Origin of the sequence: Butyrivibrio hungatei NK4A153 (assembly GCF_000424465.1) — a bacterium.
GTDB classification, from domain to species: domain Bacteria; phylum Bacillota; class Clostridia; order Lachnospirales; family Lachnospiraceae; genus Butyrivibrio; species Butyrivibrio hungatei_A.
In genome coordinates this window covers 120031-141744 of sequence record NZ_AUJY01000012.1, presented here as the reverse complement: position 1 = coordinate 141744, position 21714 = coordinate 120031, and the positions used below count along the sequence as shown (strand labels likewise).

Genomic DNA, 21714 nt, shown 5'->3' with positions numbered 1-21714 from the left:
TTCATAATTTCTTTTTTGATCATGTATAGTTATCGGGAAGATCATTCTCAAGAAGTATTACTTTTTCTCTTCCCGCTTCAAGCTCGTACATAAGCTGTGTAGCTTCCGTGAGGCTGCTCTTTACAAAGAGCTTATCCTCTGCAAATCCTGCACCAAGTGCTCCCTTTTTGATCGCATGAGTCTGCTTCTCACCTACAAGTATGATGTAGTCGCAAACGCCTGCAGCCTGTCTTCCGAACTCTTCGTTGTACTCATCCTCTTTTGCCCCGAGTTCTACCATTCCGGGTGTTACAAGTATCTTTACCGAGTTCTCAAAAAGAGCAAGTGTCTCAAGCGCAACTTTCGCTCCGTTAGGATTGGAGTTATACGCATCATCAAGTATTGAAACAGCGCCGTGTCTTACAAGTTCAAGTCTGTGTGGAACGGGCTGTATTCTTCTTACCGCCATGCGAAGCTTATTCATCGGAACTCCGAAGCTTGCCGCAACTGCGATAGCACCCGCAATATTTTCCACGTTATGTCTTCCGACGAGCTTCGTACTGAATTCAGAAGTCTCGCCCTCAGGTGTAGTCACATTAAATGTCGTTCCCGCTCCCGTAACGGAAATAGCGGAAACCCTGTAATCGCATCCTTCTGAAACACCGTAAGTTATGGCATCCTTATATTTCATGTTTGCCATGACTATCTCATTGTCACCGTTTGCAAACTTAAGGTGCTTACCCTTTGCTGCGCCCTCTGCCTTTTCCTTCTCGTCAACCGCATCAAGAAGTTCATACTTGGTGCTGACGATATTCTCAAGTGAATGGAACGTCTCAAGATGCTGATAACCTATTGATGTAAGTATACCATCATCCGGATGAACAATATCCGTTATCTCTTTTATATCATGAAGATGTCTTGCTCCCATCTCGCAAACAAATATCTCATGTGTGGGAACCATCTTCTCTCTGATAGTCCTGACAATTCCCATCGGAGTGTTATAGCTCTCGGGAGTCATCAAAACTCTGTATTTTTCTGAAAGAAGTGTTGTCAGATAATATTTAACGCTTGTCTTACCGTAACTTCCCGTAACACCGATTATTCTAAGTCCCTGATGCTCTTTAAGAATTCTTTTCGCATCATCGATAAACCACTGATTTATCCTGTTCTCGACAGGTTTGTTAATAAGATTTGAAAGTGCAACTACAAGAGGCAAACAACCTATATAAGCCGCAACAAAAAATGCAGCAACCGCATGCTTACCTGCGCTCCAATCAGCACCGAAAGCCACGCAGATACCTGCTATAAGTGCCACGATCACTAACAGAACGGCATAGGTTACAAATAATCTCTGAACCCTTTGTGTAACTACAAACTTTTTCTTCGCCTTCTTGGGAATATACATAACCGCCATAAGCGCCAGAAAAACGATAGCAAGAACAAACAGCCCTCCCGCTATCTTGTTCATATCGGTCTCTTCCAGAGCTTCCGCATATTCAAAAAATCCCGCACCGAAGATAGCCGCAGCCGCACCTGCATGAAGTCCGTATTTAGTAACAGTGGTCTTTAAAAATCTAAAATACCCCTGAAACTGATAGCTCGATAACTGAAGCATGTGCGTGTAGTAACGAAGCCCCAATACCGCAGCGCAAAGATATACTATGATAAATATTATAAGTATCGCTCCCAAATATCCCTCTCCTTAATTCTTGATTCCAAGAAAGCTTCCCAGAATCTTGTTATATACATAGAGATTATCAAGAAATGAGTAATGACCTGCTCCCTCTATGACCGCAAGTCCCGCCTCAGGCATAAGTTCTTCCATCTTCTGTCCGTCAGATAACGGTGTAGCCGTATCCTTATCACCCCAGATAAGAAGAACCGGCTGCGTAACTGACGGCATGCTCGGAACCATATCCTCATTTACCGCCATTACAAGGCTCTTTCTCATTACAGGAGATGCCGCTGCATAATCCGCACTTCCAAACTTCTTCTGAAGCTTATCAAGTGCTTTCGGATCAAGCTTAAGCAATCCGCTCTTTGTGATGAAATTCTTATAGAACTTGTATCTTCTTGACTTCTTTAACTGAGCCTTGGTCTTAACGGGAATAACTCCGGCTGAATCTGTAAGTACGATCTTAGGGATCGTAAATCCCGGAGAAAGCTTGCCCTCATTTATTCCGGAAGCAAGTTTTATTATTATTCTTCCGCCCATGGAATGACCGAGGAAGATCACTTCTTTATCATCGGGATAAAGAGTCTTTATAAAGTCGATCACGAAATTCATGAAATCTTCAACGCTCATGGGTTCTTTGGGCTCATCGCTTTTTCCAAAGCCGGGCATATCCATTGCAACAACATGATAGCCTCTTTTTGCAAAATTAATAACCCCCGCAAAAAGATCTATGTTGGAGCCCCATCCGTGAAGCATAACAAGTAAAGGTCCTGTTCCTTCATCTATGTAGTTTATATTTAGTCCGTTTATATTAACATTCATTTGGTTAACTATAGCACCATGATTCTGCCCATGCAAATCCCACAGTTTGCAAAAACATTGCAAAAAATGCTCTATATCGAAGTGCTATTCCTCTCCCTTTTTTTCAAGCACACTGAGCATAAATACTAACAGCGCATCAGCCTGCGGATCGTTCAGGATTCCGACTCCTGCTTCATCTGCATAAGTCCTCTCCGTTGCATCCGTAACGTAATTAACGGCTCCCGGATTCATACCCATCAAAAAATGCGCATGGTTCTCTATGATAGTAGTGTACTCATGGTTATATATTATATGGTCGGTTATGGTAAGACATCTCATATCATCCAAAAGCTCATCAAAAGCCTTCTCATCGGTCTTTGTTACCAGATAGGCCGATTGTCCTGCCTTCTGCGCAATATCCTCAGAACGCTTCATTAGAAGCTTCATAAGGTACTCACATCTTGCAACGTCAACCTGCTGACTTGTAGAAAGATATGTCACCGAACCGATCAGTATATTCTCATCCGTATTGAAAATCCGGTCAAAATTAGTTCTGCCAAAGTAATCCTCAAGAACTGTCACGTACCCTGAGTTTCCCGTTGCTCTGTATAGTTCTGCCGCAGCCTTAAATACCGTGGTGCTGTCCTGCGCCTTCTGGTTGTTAAAATAGCAGCTCCACGCTCTGTCCGCTGCTTTAAGGCATGTTGTCGCAAATTCGCCGTCATACTTCTGATAGATATAGCTGAATTTGGCAAGCACCGATGCAAAATTTATCGTCGCATCCATAGAAACCGGTGTAACTGTGACAGGGTATGTCATTACATCTCCGCCACCCGAACTGTCGGTAAGCGCCGCACCGTACTCTCCTCCTGTCTTTGCATCCTGCATCTTTAAAAGCCATTCAACTTCATACCTAACCTCATCAAGAATATCAGGTATACCGTTTCCGCTCTCGGGAATTCCCGCTTCATCAGTAAAAGCCGCTTCGTTCATCTCATAAGCAAGAAGAAGATTCTCCGCAACCTTACATCCGACCGTCGTATCTCTGTCAGCCTGCTCGTCCATGTGCCATCCGCCCGTAACATCTATCTCTGTTTCAGGATGTTCCTGAAGATGAGCAGGTGTAGTGTGACAGGCACTGTGCGCATTTTCACCCGCATATTCTTCGGACAATGACATTCCGCACCTGTTAATGTAGTATTTTTTGCACGCCTCATTAAATACGTTCGCGTACACATCTTCCGATACGGTAAAAGAATATGATTCTCCGATTATATCCGCGCATGCATAATAGGTTCCTTCTTCCTTCAGATCTGTAAAGTATCCTATGCCGGTAAATTCTTTTGTCTCTTCGTTATAGACAGACTTGACCACATCTCCAATGTATTTTTCTTCTTTTGTTCCAAGCTCCTTTATACTGAATGTCTTTGGGAGCTTCTTTCCGTGTAATATAACTGTTTTAACCGAGTCTGTCTTATATCCGACCTGGTCGGCAAGGACGCTCGGGATCTGATTAGGAACGCTGTAATCACCGCCTCCTCCGTTTTCCGGGCCTTTTGAACCTGCCTCGACCATATCAACCTGTTTTTCAGCAGAAGAAGCGCCGCAGCCTGCGACGCTTCCAATAAGCGACAGTGTCAGCACTGCCGCAATTATCCTGTTTTTCCGCCTCATAACAGAAAACATACCAATACCAGTCCCTTTTATTTAACTCTGTTGTAGTTTATAAGGCAACCGTCAAGAATTATCTGTCTTTCGTCATCGGTGAGATTACCAAGCTTAAGTTCAAACTCAGTCATGCTGTCCCCTGCAACAGCATATGCCTTAATAACTTCATCCTTATTCTTAACCGCATCTCTGATTCCGGGAAGGAAGATGTAGTCTTTGTTCTTGAAAGGAAGTTCACCCTCTTCAATAACAAAAGGAAGCATACCCCAGTTAATAAGGTTTGAACGATATCTCTTTGTTGCGTATTCATTGGCAATGTTAGCCCATCCGCCAAGAACCTTCTGACATGATGCAGCCTGCTCTCTGGCAGATCCGTCACCCGGCTTTACAGCAAAGATTGTTGATCCGAATCCAACGTTGTCATTATTGACACCGCTGAACTTCTTACCGATCACATCCATTACGCCCTTAAGCTCGCCCCATGCCGCAATGGGATCTTTGCCCTCTACAAGAGCATCCTGTGCCGCACGAACTTCTTTTGCAAGTCCTACATACGCAGGATCTTTTCTTGATAATGTAAACTCAGCAAGTCCGAGAGGATTTGATCTGTAAGATGAAGTCTCTCCTGAAGGGATGAGCTCATCAGTTGTTGTTACAGGATCATGGATCTCTGATACAACTCTGAGTACCATGTTCTCAGGAAGTTCTGACATCTTAGGCCAATCCTTGATGTTGGGGCCAAGCTGAAGCTCAACGGAAGGATCTGCAACTCCGTGTGAATCAAATACACGGTTCTTATAGATCTCACTGTCAAAGTGATACTTGTATTTCTTGAGTTCTCCGTCAAACTCTGTTGCAGGTGTAAGAACACCCTGATTAGCTGCTGTTGCTGCGATAGATCTTGCATCCATAAGTGCAACTGAAGCAACCTGGCCGTTCTGAACCTTAGAGCCTTCACGGTTAGGGAAGTTTCTTGTTGAATGTCTGATACTGAACGCATTGTTTGCGGGAGTATCACCTGCACCGAAGCAAGGTCCGCAGAATGCTGTCTTAAGGATTGCTCCTGTCTCAAGAATTGCAGCAGCTGCGCCGTTCTTAACAACTTCCATAAAGATGGGTGTTGAAGCAGGATATACACTGAGTGTAAATCTGTCGTTTCCGATATAGTGTCCCTTAAGGATATCTGCTGCTGCGCAAATGTTCTCAAATCCACCGCCTGCGCAACCTGCGATTATTCCCTGCTCAACAATGAACTTACCGTCTTTGAGCTTATCCTGAAGCGAATACTCAATGCTGTCACCAAAGCTTACTCTTGCTCTCTTCTCAACATCTGCAAGAATATCGGCAGCATTGCGATTAACCTCTGCGATCTCATATACGTTACTTGGATGGAAAGGCATAGCGATCATAGGATTGATCGAGCTGAGGTCAACCTTAACAAGACCGTCATAGTAAGCAACCTTTCCTGGCTTAAGTTCTTTGTAATCACCGACTCTTCCGTGGATCTCATAGAACTCTTTGATCGTATCGTCTGTCTGCCAGATTGATGAAAGACATGTTGTCTCTGTTGTCATAACATCAACACCGATCCTGAAATCAGCACTGAGCTTCTCAACACCGGGTCCGACAAATTCCATTACTTTATTCTTTACGTAACCGCTTCCGAATACTTCTCCGATGATTGCAAGTGCAACGTCCTGAGGTCCTACGCCCTTCTTAGGCTCACCCTCAAGATAAATTGCTACAACTCCCGGCATATCAACATCATAAGTCTGTCCAAGAAGCTGCTTAACAAGCTCGGGGCCACCTTCTCCGATAGCCATTGTTCCGAGAGCACCGTATCTTGTATGTGAATCAGATCCAAGAATCATGCTTCCGCCTGCTGCAAGCATCTCTCTTGCAAACTGGTGGATAACCGCCTGATGAGGGGGTACATAGATTCCGCCATACTTCTGAGCAGCTGTAAGACCAAATACATGATCGTCTTCGTTAATTGTTCCGCCAACCGCACAAAGTGAATTGTGGCAGTTTGTAAGTACATAAGGAATAGGGAATTTCTCAAGTCCCGATGCCCTTGCTGTCTGAATGATTCCGACATATGTAATATCATGTGAAGTAAGTTTATCAAACTTAACGCATAACTTTTCCATGTTTCCGGAAGTATTATGCTCTTTAAGTATTCCGTATGCTATTGTGTTCTCTTTCGCACTCTTTGCCGCATCCTCTGATACACCGTTAGATGCGAGAACCGCTGCAGCCTCTGCATTATCAGGCACTACAGTGTTACCGTTTATGAGATAACACCCATGTTCAAGTGTTGTTACCATTACCATTCCTCCTACCCATTTTTACTACGCTATACATGTATACAATTTACAGGCGTTATTTTATCATAGTTTTCGTCTTCTTTGTATGATATTTATTAATGTCCGTTCTTATCCTTATCGGCATCATAAATATTCTGCAGATATGTTTTTACCTCATCTACTCCCGCGGCCTGTAGAGCAGTCCTGAATTCATTGACCTCAGCCTCCGGAGTTCCTTCATATCTGCCATACGTGATCTCAGGAATATATTTATCGCACACCTTGGTGACTGCTTCTATCGTATTGTTGATATTGGTCGTCATAAATCGGTATCTGTCCCAAGGATAGTCTATTGCAATCTTGTTATACTCTGACTTAAGTTCGTTATAATCATCCCAGGCATAGTTCGAGTCTGCTTTTTCATAGGAATCTCTTCTTCCCCACCAGAAGTTGGTTGTTATTCCATCTTTTTCGTCATTATATCCGTTAGGTCTCTCAAGCATGTCTTTGGGATTTATCTGGTACTGCACACCTTCAATTCCATATCTTATAAGTCTGTAGCACTCCACATCATTTCTTAAGATATCGTACACCATAAGAGCTCTCTCAGGATTCTTTGACTTTGATGAGATTGCCATTGCTCCGTGCAAAATACTAGTCTTTAACAGATTTTCTTTTCCAAACCAGAAGAACTTAAGCTTTGCCTCAGGCTGATAAATTTCCATATTGGGCTTTATCGTAGTGTAATAGTCCTCTGTAGTCGCAAGAACAACCGAGGTATCTCCGTTATAGAAAGCCTCATAGTTATCCTTGTAATCCGAAAAATCACTTCTCCATACGCCCATTTCATTCCATTTCTTCATGAGCTTGGCATAGTTAATAAGATAATTACCCGACATATAAGGTGAAACTATCTGACTCTGCGCATTCTTAAAAATGCCCCACACTCCGTATTCGCCAAGCTCATATATAGGAATATAATTACTTTCGGACATGATATATCCAAGAGCCTGCTTTGTTTCTTTTCCGTCAGCATCCCAGAAAAGCTTCTCGGGATTCTGCTCTCTATAGAGCGTAAAAAATGCATCAAGCGTATCCCAGTCCTGTATCTCACCTATGTTGAAATCTCTTCCGAGATCGTTACTCTTTGCTTTCTCTACATTTTTTACATCATCCAATCTGTAAACAAAACCATAGTTTATCCACTGGGTATACTCATTTTCCGGAATAAAATATATCTTTCCTTCATAAGTGCAGCAACTCCAGTCCATGGATGACACATATTTATATGTCTGCGGACAATATGTTCTAAGCATATCTTCAGAAAGGGGTAAAAAATATCCCTTAGCCGCGTTAGGCCATGCGTCAAGCCAGTCGCTTCCCGCAGCGATAAGATCTACATTAACGTTTCCCAAACTAAGCGTCTTGTTATAATTTTCCAGATAATCGTTCCAGCCAATATAATAGATATCCAGCTTCGCATTTACCTTCTTTAAAAGAAGCTCGTTAAGTCTGTCCAAAACCTTCTCGGTCATTCCGTTTATGGGCTTATCTCCTATAGTCAGATAAGTAATTGTAACCGGAGGGCCTGAAACATCTATATTACGGTATTGAAAATCCGAAACTACTTTTCTACTGTTTCCACAGCCTACTGTACTAATTGTCATTACCGCTGTCATAACCAGCGCGAGAATCTTCCTTTTCACTTAAAGATTTCCTTTCTGCTCTTTCTCAGCTTTATTTCTTGCTCTCAGCTCTATAAAAAAATCTTTCAGCAGTTTACTGCATTCCTCTTCCAATACGCCTTTTTTCACAACAACCTGATGATTGAAATCCGGATTGTTCAAAATATTCATGACCGATCCGGCGCATCCCGCCTTGGGATTCTCCGCTGCCATAACGATTTCGGGTATTCTTGCCTGTACTATGGCTCCCGCGCACATCTGACACGGCTCCAAAGTAACATACAACTTACATCCCTCAAGTCTCCAATCTTTTATCACCTTTCCCGCCTTGCGTATAGCGGTTATTTCCGCATGTGCGAGCGGTGTTTTGTCTGTGTTGCGCCTGTTATATCCTCGTCCGATTATCTTGTCTTCATAAACTATTACGCATCCTATCGGAACTTCTCCAAGAGCAAACGCTTTCTTCGCCTGATTAATGGCGGCTCTCATGTACTTGATATCTTTAAGCTCATCCTCAGTGCAGTTTTCCATGTTCACACCTGCGGATTTTGGCTGCATTTTCATAAATATACTTCTTTCCTAGCGAAATGGTAGTAATTCTGTTAATATATGATATACGAATTACTTCATGACTTAAGTCATTTTTGCAATTCTACATTATATCACTATATTATACCAAATTATCTATAAAAAGGGGTTTTTTATGCGAATATCCACAAAGGGAAGATACGCTTTGAGAGTAATGATAGATCTTGCCAGCTTCGGTAACGACAATTTCATTTCACTTAAAGACATTTCTCAGAGACAAAACATACCTGTAAAATATCTTGAACAAATTGTTTCGACCTTAAATAGAGCAGGATACCTCAACAGCATGCGTGGAAGTAACGGCGGATACCGTCTTTCCAAGCCCTCCGAGGAATATAATATCGGTGACGTACTCAGAACAGTTGAAGGAAATCTCACGCCCGTTGAATGCGTCGCATATGAAAACGGGGTTATGTGCCCCAGAACCGATTCATGCAATTCTGTTAACTTCTGGAAAGGACTGGACGAAGTCGTAAACAAATACATCGACAGCTACACCCTTAAGGATCTTATCCAGCAATAACAAATTGACATTACGGTCAAAAAAAAGTATAGTAATCAAAGCGGTCTTGTGAAGGGTGCATGTAGCAGTCCTTTTGTACAAGCGTGGGTCTTATGCAATGAAAATCTGCGAACCGTGTCAGGTCGGGAACGAAGCAGCACTAAGCAGAACCTTTCATGTGTTGTAAGGTTGCCTGCGCTGCGTCGGAAGTCAACGTGCATGTATCCCTCACAGGACCGCTTTCTTTTATTCTCTTTCCTTAAGATATTTCATGTAATTAAGGACCATGAGTGCGATCTTGAAGGTAAGCGCATCATCGAATTTTCTCACATCAAGTCCACAGCTCTTTTCAAGCTTCTCAATCCTGTACACAAGAGTGTTTCTATGAACAAAAAGCTGTCTTGAAGTCTCAGACACATTGAGGTTATTATCAAAAAACTTCGAAATAGTATTCAAAGTCTCTTCATCCAGATTACTGGGTACTTCCTTATCCTCAAAAATCTCATCTATAAACATCTTACAAAGGCTCTCGGGAAGCTGATATATAAGTCTTCCTATTCCGAGCGTATTATATCCGTTTGCCCTGCACTCGGCATTGAAGATTCTTCCGACTTCGAGCGCCATCTTTGCTTCTTTGAATGATTTACTGAGATCGCGTATCTCTTCAACTATGGTTCCGTACGCAACTCTTACATTTAAAAGGGCCTCTGTATTCATCATATCCACTATTGTTGTTGCCACGCGGTTTATGTCATCATATGACTCATTTTTTCCAAGTGACTTTACTATGATAATGCTGTTCTCATCAACTGCCGTTACATAGTCACCTGACGTAGACGAAAACATGCTGGACAAAAGCTCTCTTGCGCTGTTATCTTTTGTTCGTCCCGTTTCAACCAGGATTATAGTTCTGGGAGCCGTCACTTCAATCTTGAGCTTCCTTGCCCTGTTATACACATCAATCATCAGCATATTATCAAGAAGCAGATTCTGGAAAAAATTATTCCTGTCAAATCTTTCTTTGTAGGCAAGAACAAGAGCCTGAAGCTGGCTCACCGCAATCTTTCCCACCATATATGCCTGCTCATTGTCGCCTTTTGAAAGTAGAATATACAAGGGATCTCCATCGTCCATAACCTTAAAAAGATGGATGTCACCTATCACCTGTGAATCCACGGGTGATGAAGCAAAACTTGTAATTATAGAAATATCGGAAAATCCAAGATCACTTGTAGACGCCACAACTTCTCCACCCAGATCCATAACACATAATTCTACTTTGGTTATAGCTCCAAGTTCACTTATACTTCCTTTTATCGTCTGCGTTGAAATCATGCTTTCTCCTTTCAAAAGAAACTACCTTAAGTATATCACAAAAGGAGCCATGCGTTTGCACGGCTCCTTAATAGTATATTCACAATATTAGTTTGTGATTGTCTCTTCTGTCTCTTTGTCGAAGATGTGAATCTTCTCAACATCAAATGCGAACTTAACCTTGTCGCCGGGTCTTGCTGTTGTACGAGAATCAACTCTTGCAGTGATAGGGAACTGATCAAGATCAAAGTACAGATAAACTTCTGCACCAAGAAGCTCGTATACGTTGATTGTTGACTCAAATACAGCCTTAGATGTGCTAACAACTACCTCTGAATCATCAACATCCTCAGGACGGATACCGAATGTTACAGTCTTTCCTGCGTAACCACCCTCGATAACCTTCTTAGCCTTTGCAGGAGGAAGCTCAATAAGCTGATCTGCTACTCTGAGGCTTGCTGTGTCACCTGAAACTACAACTTCAGCATCGATGAAGTTCATCTGAGGTGATCCCATGAATCCTGCAACGAAGAGGTTAGCGGGCTTCTCATAGAGGTTCTGAGGTGTGTCAACCTGCTGAATGAGACCGTCCTTCATAACTACGATTCTTGTACCAAGAGTCATAGCCTCTGTCTGGTCATGTGTAACGTAGATGATTGTTGTGCCAAGTCTCTGGTGAAGCTTAGCGATCTCTGTTCTCATCTGTACACGGAGCTTAGCATCAAGGTTTGAAAGAGGCTCGTCCATAAGGAATACCTTAGGATTACGAACGATAGCACGTCCCATAGCAACACGCTGTCTCTGTCCACCGGAAAGAGCCTTAGGCTTACGATCAAGGAGTTTGTCAAGATCAAGGATCTTAGCTGCCTCTTTAACCATCTTATCTATTTCAGGCTTCGGAACCTTTCTGAGCTTAAGTCCGAATGCCATGTTATCATATACTGTCATATGAGGATACAGAGCGTAGTTCTGGAATACCATCGCAATATCTCTGTCCTTGGGCTCTACATCATTAACTACTCTGTCACCGATCTTAAGAGTACCTGATGTGATATCCTCAAGTCCTGCAATCATACGAAGAGTTGTTGACTTTCCGCATCCTGAAGGTCCTACGAAAATAATAAATTCTTTATCCTCAATCTGAAGGTTGAAGTTTTTAACAGCTTCAAACTTGTTGGGATATACTTTGCATACATTCTCAAGTGATAAACTTGCCATAACCTTAAATTCCTCCTAATTCATTACATAGCTTATGATAGAACTTAGTATAGCTTTGGCTCACTTTATTTACTATTCACTAATTTCACAAAATTTTTATAATACATTGGCCAATGTGCTCATTGACCTCAAAATACATTTCCAATTCCGTAATGTTGACGAATAATTTTAAAAATCCATATGCAACTTGCTAATTATTCACCTTTTTCTTCTTCATCAAGCTCGTCAAGTTTTCTGATAGCGGCATTCATCTCCTCTTCTTCGGAAACCTCTTCTTCTTTGGGCTCGAATCTCTTGAAAGTAGGATTATAAAGAACCGCACAAAGATACGCAGGGCCCGCTATTCCCACAAGTACATAAATGGGAATAAATTTCATGTCAAAGAAATAAGCAAGAAGAATCGGAAGAAGCGAAACAAACGCCATTCCCAAAGATCTTGGAAGCGCGATTATCGTCAATATGAATGCATTCTTTATCGTCTTCACAATAGTGTTTTCAAATTTTGACTGGAGCGGGAAAACATAAAGTCCCACCATATACAAAAAGACGAACATTGCAAACACAACATATCTGTAGAATCCACCTCTGCTTCTGAGGATAAGGAAATCAAGAATAAGCATTCCGCCCACAAAAAACTTTATAACCTGAAGAACTATTCCCTGTTTAAAGTTTTCCTTGAACGATTTAAAGAATGTCTTCGTCACATAGCTGTCTTCTTCTCTGACCATCTTCAAAAGAACGTAATGCATAGCAGTGCATGCAGGGCCACATATTGCAGACAACGGAATTCCTATTATCCACGACCACATTACCGCTGCTACAAAAACATCATAACTAAACTGTCCACCCTCTGTCATAAGCGGTGAAACAGCCGGTCCCAAGATCATTACCTGCTCGATCATAAGCGGAACAGCAAATAACAGTGTCAATATGTTGAGCCACATAACATCGGCAAGTCTTGTAAGTCCAGCCACAAAAGGGCTGTCTAAACTAAAAAATTTTCCCATTTTTCATAACCTCAATTCCATCGGTGTGAATTTTATTCCGTCGGCAACCGTCTCTTTATGCGTGTCTCTAAATCCCAGTCTGTGATAAAAATCGATCGCATACGGTGATGCATTGACTGTGAGTTTGTCTATCCCCTCTTCAGTCAAAACATAATCAGAAACAAATTTAATAAGGGCACTACCAATTCCATTGTAATGGTAGTCCCCATCAACAAACAATAGCGATATGTGTGATTTTTCCCTTATTGTGAGCATTCCCAGGCATTTATTGCCATATACCGCAACAAACAACTGATAATGCCCTGCTACAAACATCTTGTGAAGATTCTCATCCGTCACAAAGTTACGAAAATTACCTATACCCTCTACTGAATAATCAGGGGCGTCAAACTTGGCGAAAGTTTCCCACGCAAGTTTCATCGCCCCTTCCCAATCAGAATTGTATGCACATCTAACGATCACTTTTGATGTATCAATTATCACTGCTCAACACTTTCTTGATCCAATCCAGCTGATCTGCAAATACTTTTTCTCTTCCGATTTCCTGTTGAAGTTCATGGCGGAATCCGTCATAAATCTTTATATCAACATTCTTCATCTGTAATTGAAGCCTGTAAATATCGTAAAGTCTCTTGAGTGCCTCTCCGTAGCCACACACAGGATCTTCGCTTCCGCCGGTTATAAGCACGGGAAGAGTTTTCGGAATATCTTCCATCCTGTCCTCATCCTGTATTCTCTTTAACAGCTCAGCCATTGTCTTAAATCCATTAAGTGTAAAAATAAAGTTGCACGCAGGATCTGCGATATATTTTTTTATACTCTCTTCGTTATGTGATAACCAGTCAAAAGGTGTGGCAGGTTTCTCAATCTTCCTCAGATATCCCTTGAAGGCCATATCATTGATCATCTTCGAGCGATGCTTTTCACCGAAAAAGAACTGCAACAGGGATACCCAGAAATTCATCGCACCGAGTGTACCTCTTGTAGTGTACGCTGTTCCCTGGATTATCGCACCTTTTATTCCTGTTCCGTATCGTGTCATATACTCTCTGGCTATAAATGAACCAAAGCTGTGACCAAGGATAAATACCGGAACTCCCGGAAATTCTTCCTGTGTCATCTTCTTTAATCTATGCGCATCGCGCACCAAAACCGTTGCGGGATCATTCTTACAAAAATATCCGTAAATACTGCCGGGTGGATTAACCGACTTACCATGGCCCAGATTATCATTACCTATAACCATTATGCCGTTCTCTGCCATAAAACGGGCATATTCATCATAGCGGTCGGTATATTCCTGCATCCCGTGAATAACCTGGAGAATTGCAATCGGCTGTCCCTCGGGAATCCATCTTACTGCGTTAAGCATGGTCTGTCTGTCACGTGATTTGTAAGTCAGTTCCTCTTTACGTACCATAAGAAATCCCTCCCAACGTGTGTGGTTTTACATTTTATGATATGCGAATTTCCGATTATTAAACACCTATATCATATATATATGATAACACGAATCCCTATTAAATTATCAACAGATTTCTGCTCCCGAAGGCATTGTTTTTTCAGGTGTCATAAGTGCAAGATTGCCTTCCGCATCCTCCGCACAAAGGAGCATTCCTTCCGACATAACGCCTGCAAGCTTTGCGGGCTTAAGATTCACAAGTACCATTACCTTCTTGCCCACCATCTCCTCAGGAGAATAATACTTTCTGATACCTGATACAATCTGCTTTACCTGGCTTCCGATCTTAACCTGTGAGCAAAGAAGCTTTTTGGATTTTGCAACCGCCTCACACTTTATGATCTCGCCAACCTGGAACTGCATAGCTCCGAACTGTTCGTATGTAATCTCATCCTTTGCAGGGATATCGATAACTGCTTCGTCAGCATCACCTGCTGTTTTTGCAGGAGCGGGAGCAAGACCTGCTTTTGCAAGGTTCTCTGCAGCCTTTCTCTGAGCTTCTTCATACTCAGCCTTCTGCTTCTTTGTTATCTCTGCAGCTTTCTCAAGAACATCCTTGAGATCCTTGCGGGCAAAAAGCATTTCAGGATTCTCTGAAACCTTTGTTCCGTTCTTGTACAATCCGAACTTATTAAGAGTATCAAAATCTCTGTCAGCCGCATTGATCTGCTTCTTGATCTTAGCAGCAGTCTCAGGCATAAACGGATCAAGGAGAGCCGCACCGATTGAGATAGCCTCAACAAGGTTATAAAGAACAGTTGAAAGTCTGTCCTTCTTGCTCTCATCCTTTCCGAGGATCCAAGGCTCAGTCTCATCTATATATTTGTTGCATCTCTTAAAGAGTGTAAAGATCTCTGTAAGTGCATCTGCAACACGAAGCTCGTCCATCTTTGCTTCAACCTTATCGTAGCAGCCTGTAACAACTGCCTTAAGGTCATCGTCAACAGCCTCTTTCACACCCTTATCGGCCAATACTCCGCCAAGATATTTGTTACTCATTGCGATAGTACGGTTTACAAGGTTACCGAGCGTGTTTGCGAGGTCTGAATTAAATCTCTCAACGAGAAGGTCCCATGTGATAACACCGTCGTTTTCAAAAGGCATCTCATGAAGGACGAAGTATCTTACGGGATCGACTCCGAATAAGCTTACAAGGTCATCGGCGTAGATAACGTTTCCTTTTGACTTGCTCATCTTCTCGCCGCCCTGCAAGAGCCATGGATGGCCAAAAATCTGCTTAGGAAGAGGCTCTCCGAGTGCCATAAGGAAAATAGGCCAATAAATTGTATGGAAGCGAATAATATCTTTTCCGATAAGATGAAGATCAGCGGGCCACCACTTCTTGTACTCTTCTGAGCTGTTGCCCTCTGCATCGTATCCGATACCTGTTATATAGTTTGAAAGTGCATCAAGCCACACATATACAACATGCTTATCATCAAAGTCTACGGGAATTCCCCACTTAAATGATGTTCTTGATACGCACAGATCCTGAAGTCCGGGAAGAAGGAAGTTGTTCATCATCTCATTCTTTCTGGAAACAGGCTGAATGAATTCAGGATGTGTGTTGATATGCTCAATAAGTCTGTCAGCATATTTGCTCATTTTGAAGAAGTATGCTTCTTCCTCTGCAGGATGAACTTCGCCGCCACACTCGGGACACTTACCGTCAACGAGCTGTCCCTCTGTATAGAAGGCCTCACACTCTGTACAGTACATTCCCTTGTAAGATCCCTTATAGATATCTCCCTGATCGTAGAATCTCTTAAAGATCTTCTGAACCTGCTTAACGTGGTCTTCGTCTGTTGTACGGATAAATCTGTCATAAGATGTATCCATGAGGTTCCAAAGTCCTTTGATAGTATCTGAAACTCCGTCAACGAACTCTTTAGGAGAATTGCATCCTGCTTCGATAGCTCTTGTCTCTATCTTCTGACCGTGCTCATCAGATCCTGTCTGAAAATGCACGTCAAATCCGTCTCTTCTCTTATATCTTGCTATAGCATCTGCAAGAACGATCTCATAACTGTTTCCGATATGAGGCTTACCCGATGTATACGCGATTGCTGTAGTTATATAGTACTTTCCCTTATTCTGCATTCTATCCATTCCTTCCTGATATATTACCAACAGAGCAACTCATATCCCGTTTCGGTCACAAGAAGTTCCACTTCCCACTGTGCCGAAGGCTTTAAGTCTGCTGTATAAACTGTCCACTCGTTTTCTTCATCACAAAAGATCTCATCTGTTCCCATGTTCACCATAGGCTCTATCGTAAATACCATACCGGGAACCATTATCATTCCAGTCCCCGGTTTGCTGACATAACTTACAAAAGGTTCCTCGTGGAAACCATTTCCGCAACCATGTCCGCCAATCTCTTTTACGACAGTATATCCGTTATCAAGAGCATGCTGATGTACGGCGTGTCCCATATCTCCGATAGGAGTCCATGGAATTACCGCTTTGAGGCCCACTTCAAGGCACTCTTTTGTAACATCGACAAGTCTCTTCTTTTCCGGGGATACATTTCCTATGCAAAACATTCGCGAAGAATCAGAGTAATATCCGTCAAGAATTGTTGAACAATCGACATTTATTATATCTCCGTCCTGCAAGATCACATCCTCAGACGGGATTCCATGGCAAACTTCTTCATTTATTGAAGTGCATACGCTCTTAGGGAATCCCTCGTAATTAAGATCAGCCGGTATTCCTCCCATCTTAGTGGTTGTTTTATATACGATGTCGTCGATTTCCTGAGTTGTCATTCCTGCACGTATCTTATCACCGATCTCATCAAGTACAGCCATATTTATGACCGCACTCTTTTTTATTCCTTCAATATCTTTTTCAGTTTTTAACAGGTCTCTGGAAGGAATCCTGAAACCTTTATGTTCAAGTGCAATAAGCTTATCATCAAATGCGGCGTGACATGCTTTATATTTTTTGCCGCTTCCGCACCAACACGGATCGTTTCTTTCTAGTCTTTTATACATTCTATGCCTTCTTACCTCTTCTTAATTTAACAAATATAGTATGCCTTTTCGCCTCCCAAATGTCAATTAACGCCACAGACACTTATCCTTCCCGTGCCTATGGCGTCTTATAATTATTATTTTAAATTATTTACTTCTCTGGCAGCTCTTATCGGCTCATAATCTTCAGGATCCGCCGCCACATATCCTTCATGTTTGTAAAAAGACAATACTTTCTTGCCTTCCTCTGTGTTACCGATATTTATAAATGCCTGCTGAATGGCTTCCTTTAACGATTCATCCATTACAGTCGCTGTCTTGCTGACGCAAACGGTATCATTATAAATTCCGCTTGTGACGCCGATAACAGCCGTTTCATCCCAGATATTAAAAGGTCTTCCGTATTTACTGCGCCACCTGTCTTCAAAATCGCGCCTTGCATCAGCATATATGCATATAACATCAAGAACTTCAGATGCCAGTCCCTCAAATGCCGTACTGTATGTATCAACTTCAGTTACATATTTGAGGTTGGTGATCTTTTTATTATATTTCTCTTTTAACCAAAGAGACGGATACAAATATCCGGCGGGTGACGTGGAATTCATTACTCCCCATCTGAGCATATTGAGTTCTTCCCATGTAAGCGGCTCCCCGTTATTTACTTTTTCCGCCATGGCCTGTCCCTTTGCCGATGGACCTGCCAAAATAAGCGCTCTGTAATATGTTACCGTTTTATCCGTTGTAGATGTCGGTGTATTGTCATTCCACACTCTCGGTTCATCGCTTTCGATCGACAATCCTTTCCTGAGTGCCGTCAGAATAACATCGCAATACTCCTCATATAGTACGTAAGTTGCTCCGGGAACAAAGCCTATATCAACTTCCCCGATAGCGAGTTTTCTGCCTATCATTTCATATGAAGATCCTACTTCCACTTCTACATCCCTGACATAATAGCCCTGCTTTATCATTTCGCTCTTGAACATGTTCTTGAGCGCATCGCTTGAACCAAGAATTTCTTCCTCATCAACCGATTTAACAAAACCTATAGTAAGCCTTTGAACAGACTTCTCCGCTCGTTGTGACGGCGGTGCACAACTACATCCAACTAACGTAGTCAGACATAAAAAAACAGCAACAGCTAACGACGTAAATTTCCTCATAACGCCTCCACACCATGATAGAAATATGGTATTTTTTGGAAAAAAAGGCTCATGCGCTATGCACATGAGCCCACTTGCAGCTTATACTGAAATTGTATTTTATTTATGTTTTTTTGTCAATGTGCAGGTTGTTATTCCGATAATATCTTCCTGAATTTTATAATATTTTCAGAAATATTGCCCTTAAAAATACCTGAACCGGATACAATCACATTCGCACCAGCCTCCAATATTTCCTCTACATTATCGATGTATACTCCGCCGTCCACCTGAATATCAACATCAAGCTTTCTTTCATCAATGAGCTTTCTGAGCTCCCTGACTTTATCGAGACTTTCAGGTATCAGCTTTTGTCCGCCAAATCCCGGTTCAACCGTCATGACAAGAACCATCTCAACCTTCTCAAGATAAGGCAGGACTGCTTCTATGGGAGTTCCCGGTTTAATTGCTATGCCGGCTCTTTTCCCATATTTATGTATCTCGTCAATGACCGCTTCGGGATCATCGGTGGCCTCCTGATGAAAAGTTACGGAGTCTGCCCCAACGTCCACAAAGTCCTTTATGTAACGTATCGGGTCCACTATCATCAAATGCACATCAAAAAGCTTATCGGTTATCCCTCTTATGCTCTTAACTATCGGCATTCCATACGAAATAGAAGGAACAAACATTCCATCCATGACATCAATATGTATGTAGTGGGTGCCAGCCTTATCGACTTCTTCGATCTGCGATCCCAGTCGTGTAAAATCCGCTGACAGAATTGAAGAACTCAATATATTCATTATTTAAGAAATTCCTTTACTGAAGCATATACTCCATCTGCATCAAGTCCATACTTATGAACAAGTTCACCTGCTGTTCCCGACTCACCGTACTTATCCTGCATTCCGAGTTTCTTAACAGGAGTAGGTGCGCTCTCTGAAAGTGCATCACTAACCGCGCTTCCGAGTCCGCCGATAACAGAGTGCTCTTCAACAGTTACAACCTTGCCGGTCTTCTTTGCTGAAGCGATAACAAGTTCCTTATCAAGAGGTTTGATAGTACAGATATTGATAACCTCTGCGGAAATTCCGTCAGCAGCAAGCTTCTCAGCTGCACCGATTGCTGAATCAACGCAGATACCTGTTGCAATAATAGTTACATCGGTACCTTCTTTGATAACAGAACCCTTACCGATTTCAAACTTGTAATCGGGTCTGTCGTTGATGATACTGCATGCAGCACGTCCGAATCTGATGTAAACAGGTCCTTCATGCTCAAGAGCTGCGCGAACGCAAGCCTTTGCTTCAATATCATCTGCAGGACACATAACAACCATTCCGGGGATAACACTCATAAGAGCGAAATCTTCATTACACTGATGGCTGGCTCCGTCCTCACCTACTGTGATTCCGGCATGTGTTCCGCCAATTTTTACATTAAGATGGGGATATCCCACTGAGTTACGTACCTGCTCAAATGCACGTCCTGCAGCGAACATGGCAAAAGAACTAACAAAAGGAATCTTTCCTGTTGTTGCAAGTCCTGCTGCGATTCCCATCATATTACACTCTGCGATACCGCAATCTATATGTCTCTCAGGAAATTTTTTCTGAAAAACAGCAGTCTTGGTTGATGCTGCAAGATCCGCATCCAAAACTACGAGATTTGGAAACTCATCACCAAGCTCCGCAAGAGCATTACCATAACTTTCTCTTGTTGCAATCTTCTTTACTTCGCTCATAGTGCTGCACCTATCCTTTCCAATTCTTCCATAGCCTGCTTGTACTCGTCGTCGTTAGGAGCTTTTCCGTGCCATCCTGCCTGGTTCTCCATGAATGAAACGCCTTTACCCTTAACAGTGTGCGCTATGATCGCTGTGGGCATACCCTTTGTTTTCTTAGCCTCTTCAAAAGCTGCCTTGATCTCATCAAAGTTATGTCCGTCTATATTGATAACATGGAAATTGAATGCTTCAAATTTCTTATCGATAGGATAAGGTGAACATACCTTATCTACAGGTCCGTCAATCTGAAGACCGTTGTTATCCACGATAACAACAAGGTTATCTAATTTGCGGAAACCTGCAAACATAGCTGCTTCCCATACCTGACCTTCCTGAAGCTCACCGTCGCCAAGAAGTGTATATACTCTAAAATCTTTTTTATCAAGCTTTGCAGAAAGTGCCATTCCGCAAGCTGCTGAAATACCCTGTCCAAGTGATCCGCTTGACATATCAAGTCCCGGAAGATACTGCATACTGGGATGTCCCTGAAGTCTTGAACCAAGCTTACGAAGCGTTGTCAGTTCCTCTTTAGGGAAATAACCTTTCTCTGCCATTACAGAGTAAAGTCCCGGTGCACAATGTCCCTTTGAAAGGACAAAACGATCTCTGTCCGGATCTGAAACATTTTTGGGATCTACATTCATTTCCTCAAAATACAGATATGTGAAAATATCTGTTGAAGATAAAGATCCGCCCGGATGTCCTGCTCCGGCTGCATGAAGTGCTGTTATTATACTTTTTCTTACTTCATTAGCCGTCTTTTGTAGTTCCTGATTGGTCATAGCCATATTGAATTATTTCCTTTCCGTAATATTCAAAGACAAACTGCATTTTCAATGTATCACATGCCACATTGTTTCGTCTACAGCGCAGTTTGTCTAAGTTTTATCATTGTCACTTTTTCTGCCCATAATAGGCATTTGCACCATGTTTTCTAAAATAATGCTTATCTTGAAGGTCAGACGAAATTACGCTGATCTCAGGATTTAAGAATTCGCTTCTTAATGCCATCTTTGCGACTTCTTCTTCAACGGCTGCATTGTGAACCGCTTCTGCCGCATCTTTGCCCCATGTAAAGACACCATGGTTCTGGCACAGTGTACCGGGAACCGCCATAGGATCTATACTGCGACGCTCAAACTCTGCTGCGATCGCAAGTCCTGTGTTTTTCTCATATTCAGACTCTATCTCAGCTTTTGTGAGTGCTCTTACGCAGGGAATCTCTCCGTAGAAATAATCCGCATGCGTTGTTCCGTAGCAGGGAATTCCTCTTCCTGCCTGCGCCCAGCTTGTAGCATAAGGTGAATGTGTATGTACCACACCGCCGATTTCCTTAAATGCCTTATAAAGTTCAAGATGTGTCGGAGTGTCCGATGAAGGTGAAAGCTCTCCCTCAACCTTATTTCCGTCAAGGTCCATTACAACCATATCATCGGGAGTCATCTTATCGTACTCAACTCCGCTCGGCTTTATAACAAAAAGTCCTTTTTCTCTGTCAATCTCGCTGACATTTCCCCATGTAAACAGAACGAGTCCATACTTGGGAAGAAGCATATTTGCTTCATATACTTTCTTTTTAAGTTCTTCTAACATTTCT

At 42.3% G+C, this 21714-nt stretch carries 19 protein-coding genes and 1 other RNA gene; 2 read left to right on the top strand and 18 right to left on the bottom strand.

All coding sequences use genetic code 11. The annotated features are described in order from the left end of the window. Positions 1–19 precede the first annotated feature (19 nt). From G628_RS0108465 to tadA, 6 genes are all read right to left on the bottom strand, one after another. Positions 20–1669 (bottom strand): Mur ligase family protein, encoded by a 1650-nt coding sequence (locus G628_RS0108465; protein ID WP_051199104.1) that lies wholly within the window; start codon positions 1667–1669, stop codon positions 20–22. A 12-nt stretch (positions 1670–1681) separates the two neighbouring features. Next, entirely contained in the window at positions 1682–2476 is a 795-nt protein-coding gene (locus G628_RS0108460; protein ID WP_027208925.1) for an alpha/beta fold hydrolase, read from the bottom strand. Positions 2477–2560: 84 nt separating this feature from the next. After that, entirely contained in the window at positions 2561–4129 is a 1569-nt protein-coding gene (locus G628_RS18130) for a glycoside hydrolase family 9 protein (protein WP_196803736.1), read from the bottom strand. A 29-nt stretch (positions 4130–4158) separates the two neighbouring features. After that, positions 4159–6450 carry a hydratase gene (locus tag G628_RS0108450; protein WP_026656421.1) on the bottom strand — a complete coding sequence of 764 codons (2292 nt, stop codon included), beginning with the start codon at positions 6448–6450 and terminating at the stop codon, positions 4159–4161. A 95-nt stretch (positions 6451–6545) separates the two neighbouring features. After that, the gene (locus G628_RS0108445; protein ID WP_026667846.1) at positions 6546–8135 is read right to left on the bottom strand and encodes an extracellular solute-binding protein; all 1590 of its coding nucleotides are present in this window, start codon (positions 8133–8135) and stop codon (positions 6546–6548) included. After that, positions 8136–8672, bottom strand: a complete 537-nt coding sequence (tadA, locus tag G628_RS0108440) for a tRNA adenosine(34) deaminase TadA (RefSeq protein WP_420354238.1) — start codon at positions 8670–8672, stop codon at positions 8136–8138. A 145-nt stretch (positions 8673–8817) separates the two neighbouring features. On the opposite strand from tadA, the gene G628_RS0108435 reads away from it, so the two are divergent. Beyond that, the gene (locus G628_RS0108435) at positions 8818–9225 is read left to right on the top strand and encodes an RrF2 family transcriptional regulator (protein ID WP_026656419.1); all 408 of its coding nucleotides are present in this window, start codon (positions 8818–8820) and stop codon (positions 9223–9225) included. A 23-nt stretch (positions 9226–9248) separates the two neighbouring features. Further along, positions 9249–9451, top strand: an RNA gene (gene ffs / locus G628_RS18500) — signal recognition particle sRNA large type. Here the strand turns inward: ffs and G628_RS0108430 are convergent. From G628_RS0108430 to G628_RS0108375, 12 genes are all read right to left on the bottom strand, one after another. Further along, on the bottom strand, positions 9451–10539 hold the full coding sequence (locus G628_RS0108430; protein WP_027208924.1) for a PucR family transcriptional regulator: 1089 nt from the start codon (positions 10537–10539) through the stop codon (positions 9451–9453). The genes ffs and G628_RS0108430 overlap by 1 nt on opposite strands. An 87-nt stretch (positions 10540–10626) precedes the next feature. Continuing rightward, complete coding sequence (locus G628_RS0108425; RefSeq protein ID WP_026656417.1) at positions 10627–11736, bottom strand: ABC transporter ATP-binding protein; 1110 nt, start codon at positions 11734–11736, stop codon at positions 10627–10629. 194 nt (positions 11737–11930) lie between these two features. Further along, entirely contained in the window at positions 11931–12743 is an 813-nt protein-coding gene (locus G628_RS0108420; RefSeq protein WP_026668117.1) for a YesL family protein, read from the bottom strand. Between the two features lie 3 nt (positions 12744–12746). Further along, a complete protein-coding gene (locus G628_RS0108415) occupies positions 12747–13205 on the bottom strand; it encodes a GNAT family N-acetyltransferase (RefSeq protein ID WP_242827202.1) in 459 nt (152 codons plus the stop codon). Positions 13206–13215: 10 nt separating this feature from the next. Next, positions 13216–14163 carry an alpha/beta fold hydrolase gene (locus G628_RS0108410; RefSeq protein WP_026656413.1) on the bottom strand — a complete coding sequence of 316 codons (948 nt, stop codon included), beginning with the start codon at positions 14161–14163 and terminating at the stop codon, positions 13216–13218. Between the two features lie 108 nt (positions 14164–14271). Next, complete coding sequence (metG, locus tag G628_RS0108405) at positions 14272–16305, bottom strand: methionine--tRNA ligase (RefSeq protein WP_026668115.1); 2034 nt, start codon at positions 16303–16305, stop codon at positions 14272–14274. Positions 16306–16328: 23 nt separating this feature from the next. Beyond that, entirely contained in the window at positions 16329–17204 is an 876-nt protein-coding gene (locus G628_RS0108400) for a methionyl aminopeptidase (RefSeq protein ID WP_026656411.1), read from the bottom strand. Positions 17205–17320: 116 nt separating this feature from the next. Then, entirely contained in the window at positions 17321–18349 is a 1029-nt protein-coding gene (locus G628_RS0108395) for a phosphate/phosphite/phosphonate ABC transporter substrate-binding protein (protein WP_034500732.1), read from the bottom strand. Between the two features lie 131 nt (positions 18350–18480). Next, on the bottom strand, positions 18481–19137 hold the full coding sequence (gene rpe, locus G628_RS0108390; RefSeq protein ID WP_026656409.1) for a ribulose-phosphate 3-epimerase: 657 nt from the start codon (positions 19135–19137) through the stop codon (positions 18481–18483). Continuing rightward, a complete protein-coding gene (locus G628_RS0108385; RefSeq protein WP_026513993.1) occupies positions 19134–20075 on the bottom strand; it encodes a transketolase family protein in 942 nt (313 codons plus the stop codon). Before G628_RS0108385 ends, rpe begins: the two co-directional genes overlap by 4 nt. Continuing rightward, positions 20072–20899 (bottom strand): transketolase, encoded by an 828-nt coding sequence (locus tag G628_RS0108380; protein ID WP_026656408.1) that lies wholly within the window; start codon positions 20897–20899, stop codon positions 20072–20074. The genes G628_RS0108385 and G628_RS0108380 overlap by 4 nt, the downstream gene beginning before the upstream one ends. Before the next feature lie 112 nt (positions 20900–21011). Next, positions 21012–21710: an L-ribulose-5-phosphate 4-epimerase gene (locus tag G628_RS0108375; protein WP_026656407.1), complete on the bottom strand. Its 699-nt coding sequence runs from the start codon at positions 21708–21710 to the stop codon at positions 21012–21014. Positions 21711–21714 lie beyond the last annotated feature (4 nt).